This window comes from Ruegeria sp. CG8, assembly GCF_056537165.1.
Genome location: NZ_JBQFRA010000009.1, coordinates 1 through 5,657 on the forward strand (window position 1 = coordinate 1; position 5,657 = coordinate 5,657).

General features: G+C 53.6%; 3 protein-coding genes. All 3 read left to right on the forward strand.

Going from position 1 to position 5,657, the window contains the following annotated elements; translation table 11 throughout:
* Positions 1-123: 123 nt before the first annotated feature.
* Entirely contained in the window at positions 124-2,037 is a 1,914-nt protein-coding gene (locus tag ACR0EF_RS18480; protein ID WP_170373465.1) for a DNA cytosine methyltransferase, read from the forward strand.
* A complete protein-coding gene (locus tag ACR0EF_RS18485) occupies positions 2,034-3,173 on the forward strand; it encodes a hypothetical protein (protein WP_170373466.1) in 1,140 nt (379 codons plus the stop codon). Before ACR0EF_RS18480 ends, ACR0EF_RS18485 begins: the two co-directional genes overlap by 4 nt.
* A 999-nt stretch (positions 3,174-4,172) precedes the next feature.
* A partial coding sequence (locus ACR0EF_RS18490; protein ID WP_170373467.1) for a DEAD/DEAH box helicase family protein occupies positions 4,173-5,657 on the forward strand: 1,485 nt, incomplete at its 3' end.

The following is a 5,657-nucleotide window of genomic DNA, read 5'->3' on the forward strand; positions in this document are numbered from 1 at the left end:
CAAGGCCACCGATGCTAACCTGCATCGCAGAAAATTAGGACTGTGATAACCTACATCTTGTACGATTTGTTAGAGCTGGTACAACCCTTATGCAGCAGTAGGACGAGACAGGATTCTGACCCCATGAACAGGCGCACAAACGATGTAGTTCGCACTCCCATTCCTACACTTAGCTTGTTCAGTGGTGCTGGCGGCCTTGATCTTGGGTTCGAACAAGCAGGTTTCGACATCCGCGCCTGTGTTGAGGTTGAGAGCAAATATTGCGCGACATTGCGGGCGAACATCGAGAACGGAACACATTTCTCGCCCGACACGAAGGTCTTCAATATCGATATCGCAGACTTTGATGAAACTGAGTTTGCCTCTCAAGGCATAGACTGCATCATTGGGGGGCCACCGTGTCAGACGTTCTCTGCAGCGGGTCGTCGAGCTGGTGGAGTTATCGGGACCGAAGACTCCAGGGGCCAACTATACGCCATCTACTGTCGTATTTTAGACAATCTGAAACCCAAGGCGTTTGTCTTCGAGAACGTGTATGGCCTCCCAGGCGCCAATGGAGGCGGTCCTTGGCGCGAGATCGTTGCAGCTTTTGAGCAGCATGGCTATCGCCTCTTTTACGAGGTCGTGGATGCGGCAGATTATGGAACGCCGCAACACCGCGAGCGGCTGATTATGGTCGGTCTCCGTGAGGGTAGCTTTGCATTTCCAAAGCCAACGCACGGTCCCGACTCGCACACCGGATTCCAGCTCGTCTCGGTGGCTGACGCCATCCAAGATCTTCAAGACCCGAAGGAACCCTACCATGATGATCTGGGGGGACTATATGGGCACTTACTTCCCGACGTTCCCGAGGGTCTCAACTACTCTTTCTTCACTGCCGAGATGGGCCACCCTGAGCCGGTCTTTGCGTGGCGGTCCAAGTTCCACGACCTTCTGTACAAGGTGAAGCGTGACGAGCCGTGCAGAACGATCAAGGCACAGCCGGGTAAGTTCACTGGACCATTCCATTGGAAGAATCGTCATTTCACCCTTGATGAACTGAAGCGGCTACAAACGTTTCCGGACGACTACGAGCTGAAGGGAACTTACGGTGTGCAGTTGGAGCAAATCGGCAATTCGGTCCCTCCGAGACTGGCGCTTGTGATTGCCACTGCACTTCGCGAACAAGTCTTTGACCAAGTGAACGAGCTTACATTCCCGAAACGGCCTGACGGGTTCAAATCCACTTTTCGGCAACGGCAGCGCGAGCGGTCTAAGCGGTTTAAGTCGATTGCGCAGTCTGCAATCAAAAAGCAGTATGGCAAGAAACCCCGGCACGCCGAAAATGGCGAGGCAAAGACCGTAAAGACTAGCTACTACACGGAATACAGTACTCTATTCGCCCGCAAGGTGATCAGGGACAAGCCGAGAGCCGGACTATCTAGCGCGGAGATTACGCTGACTGACAGTGCAAATACTGTCAGCCTGGACTTCACCTCAATGAGTTCCGCGAAAACGGTAGCTAATTTGGAGATCTCCATAACCGGCCTTCGGAAGTATCTGCCAGACTACGACTCCCTTTCCGCCAGATGTACCCTCACGCGCATCACAGATGTTTTCCATGTTTGGCAGGAAATCGAGAAAGCGCTGACTGCTAGATCACGCTTTTTCACATTGATAGACATATACGGCCACTACGCGAACCGAGGCGACGTCGTCGATGTCGAGTCCACGTTTGAATTTAATATTCAGACTACGCCCCTCACAAAGGCGATTGAGTATTTTTCCCAGACGCGAAATTGCGGTGATTTTATTCGAAAGGAAGATCTACTCCAGAAGTTGTGTATTGATGATCACGAGTTGCCATCCATGACAGACGCCTTTCGGGGGCTGCGGTACGACTTTCGTACCAGCAAGACCCACCCAATCATCGGAGACGAACGGCTCCTCTGCACATATCCCTTCCCACTTCTTTCTCCGCGCGCCTTAGTTGAAAGCCGGGCAGATCTCATCTCTCGGAGTGACAATAGTCGCGAACGAACGAGTGTGGCCGAATGACTTGGTCCGATACAGATGTCTCTGGTAATGTCAGCTTGTTGCGCCAACTTTTCGAGAATGCATACAAAGCTGCCGAGCCTCTATTGGATGTCAGCTTAGATGACTTCATTTCGAACAACGCAATCCCTGCAGATATCGCGGCGGAAACACTAGAACTTGCCCGATCAAAGCACGCTTTTCGTGGCGCAGCTCTGACCCTATTAGCAGTCAAAAACCTAAATCCTGCTCAGGACATCTGCGCCCATAAATCTGAGTATCCAGGTGGCTTTGCCGCTCGGACATACGACACGCGGGCTACAATTCCCTTCTTGATAGATAAGTCCCTGCCTCGAAGCGTCGAATCTCATTGGTTGACCCAGACGCTCTCGTTTGCTGGTCCGCTTGTCTCGGGTTCAGTTTTGAAGACGCAGCCGAAGAAGGTCGGCCCGTTGTTTATCAAAGTCATCAACGCGGCCAATAGCGACGCTTCAGGGGCGCTCGCTCGCGCTCTCCTCACGCTCATCGTTCTTGCTCTTATCGAGATTAGAAACAAAGAGCGCGTAGTTCTAACCAGACCCAAGTCACTACCAATCGTCACGATCGACAAACTTCTGCGGAGCCATATGGCGGTTTCATACAAGACTGGTGCGCCAAGGCTTCCGCAGATTGCGATTTACGCGATCTACAGGTGCCTCTTAAACCAAGTAGACAGATTCAATGGGCAAGACCTAGAACCGCTCGCTCGAATGAAATCGGCAGACCGCAAGGCAGGAACAGTGGGTGACATTGTCGTAGTAGAAAACGGCAAGCCGGTTGAAGCGGTTGAAATTAAGTTCAATCAAACAATTACTCTTATAAATGTACTCGAGGCGATAGACAAAGTTCGCGCAGAAAGTGTCTCACGTTATTACCTGCTTTCGACGTCAGGAATCGAACCGACGGAGAAGGAAGAGATTCTGAAAAAAGCAGATGAATTTGAGAAGCAGAATGGATGTGAGATCATTGTGAACGGTGTCTTTGAGACGGTTAAGTACTATTTGCGGCTGCTTCCAGACACCACTGAGTTTCTCAATTACTACGCAGAAATTCTAGAGAAAGACGAAGACGTAGGATACGAGCATAGAATTGCTTGGAACGAGTGCTGTTCTGCAATCTAGAAATTACGAAGCGTAGAAAGCAGGTACCCACAGGGTCTGCTGAAGCCTGAAGGACATAGGGCGGTCTCGTCGCGTCGGCGCATATCCATTGGAAAAGATGTGCGTACCTCCGGGAACAACACCAATAACGCATACGGACATGCCCAAAGGAACAACTCCGCTCGATCTACTCAGAGCGATTGATCGCGACCGACACGAGCGAACCCAGCTTCGACCAGCCTATCTGGACCTACTCCAGGAGGATGAAGCCAAGCGAAAGAACATTCGCACCCACGACTTCCTCGCGACCTGCTTCGATTTCGACCCAATCAGTGGAAGGCTGAGATGGAAGGTTTACAGGCCACGCTCTCACTTCAACGACAGTGCCAGCTGGCGACGATGGGAGACCCGCTGCGCTGGAATGCCAGTGCAAAACCCGCGAACTATCAGCGTCACCTACAGAGGGCGTAACGACACCTTGTCGCCATCAAAGATCGCGGCTGTACTGCTGACCGGGTGTGACTACGATGATATCCGGTCCGTTCGCTTTCGCGATGGTGACAAGGCTAACCTCTCGCGATCGAACCTACTGGTTTCCTTCCGTGACCGCCGTGAGCCGAGCCTCTGAACTCGCTCACCTTAGAAGCCATCACAACTGAATTGGGGCGTCTTCAGCCATACGGACGCCCCTGTTTTCCGCGATACATGGGACTTCCCCTGATCGCTCACTCCATCAAGACCACATAATCGAAAGACGGGAGATCCATACCATGGGACTCGCACTTGGCATCTGCATCGTCCTGCAAGTTTTGCTGATCGCCGACGAACAGCTCCGGTGATTGCAGCTGTAGCCAAGCCAAACACATCATCCAATCGACCCTACGGCCCTCGGATCAACCGGGGGCCTCTTCTTTTCTGAGGCCCACAGTGAACACACAACAGAACTACCCGTCCCGACACTCCTTCTCGCCCGTGGTCCGGGACACAATTGAAGACTTCGGTCGGCTGCTTGAGGAAGTAATGGACTTCTCGGACCCCGATCAACGCGGCAGCTGGTACTATCGAGGGGATACTGGGACCGGCAAGACGACGGCCATCATGTGGCATGTCGCAAGGAATGCCGCCTCCAGGTTCGTCATCGCGGTTCCGACCCGCTTAGCCGCAGACCAACTATACGCTCAGCTAAAGTCTTGGGGTGTGGATGTTGCCGTGTGGACGCAAGCGCACGACCTTCGCCATCCCGATCCGTCTGGCTTCGAGCCGTCTGCCCGCTTCTTCAAGGAACAGCTGGCCGACCATCGTGTTGTGATCGGCACGCACAACTTCCTTCTGTCATCAAGCTCGGAAGTCGCGAGGTACATCGGTCCTCGTGATCTCCTGATCGTTGACGAAGTGCCGCTCCAGTTCGACGGGGCTGATGTTCTAGAACTGACTGACTTCTGTCGAGCCTGGGACGAAGCCAACGCACTACAGAGTCCGGCGATGTACCCACTCCGGCGGGTGCTACTCTGGGCAGAAGAAGTGGCCGGAACGATTGAGGGGCGACGTCAGTACCATAAGCCCGAACTGAGCGAGCGCGAAGTAGAGTGGCAGGGCGTTGCGGCAATGATCGAAGACCTTGAGGCTACGGGTGAAGGGATACAAGCTATCCGACGTGTCGTCAGCTTCGTGCTTTCTTCATTTGAGGGAAGAGCGTTCGTGCAACTGCAAGATGGTGGTGGTCAGAACAGGACGGTTTTCTGTACGACGACGATGAAGCTCCCTTGCGTGAAGCGTGCCATACACGTCTCCGCTACTGTGCATCTGGAGGGCTGGCAGGTATCGCCGTATCAGACCCAAGTGCGGGAGTGCCGAGGCTTGAACCTCGACTATCGAAACTTGGAGATCATCGCGGATGCTTGGCCGAAGGAACTACCAACTCGGTACAACGACCTTCTTCAGTCACCTGAGGCTCTGCAGAACTTCAAGCGCATTATTGTGGACCTAGTCCTGAAGACCCCGAAGGACAGCAAGATACTGCTTGTCGTCCCGAAGAAGCTCCTCGGCCATGCCCAAGATGCGCTGAATGCCATTGAGCTGCAGTTTCTCGACAGGCCTATTGATGTTCGGATCACCCACTTCAAGGTTGATGTTGGGTCAAACGAATACGTGGACTGCACCGATGTCATTCTCTTCGGGCTTCATCACGCACCGAAAACAGCTCACATCCAGCGAGGCCTACAATTCAGCCAAGCGGATGTCTCCCAAGAGCTTCTGGACGCCCAGACCGGACCGCTCACGGGCATCTTTCGGGAAGTTCGCTTCGACGACTACAAAGCTCAGATCAAACAGCTGGGCGCACGTGGTCGGGTGCGGGTCGCCAACGCCGATTGCACCTGCGGTCGGATGCGCTTGTGGACCTATCAGGATCATGTGTCGCCTCAGGAGATCTGCGATCTATTCCCAGGTGCGTTCTTGAACGCCAGACCTGCAGCGTTCCGCAAACGGCACGGTGTGAGGCATGAC

Coding starts and splice junctions, on each gene's coding strand:
- ACR0EF_RS18480 (WP_170373465.1), top strand. CDS start 124: ATGAACAGGCGCACAAACGATGTAGTTCGCACTCCCATTCCTACACTT.
- ACR0EF_RS18485 (WP_170373466.1), top strand. CDS start 2,034: ATGACTTGGTCCGATACAGATGTCTCTGGTAATGTCAGCTTGTTGCGC.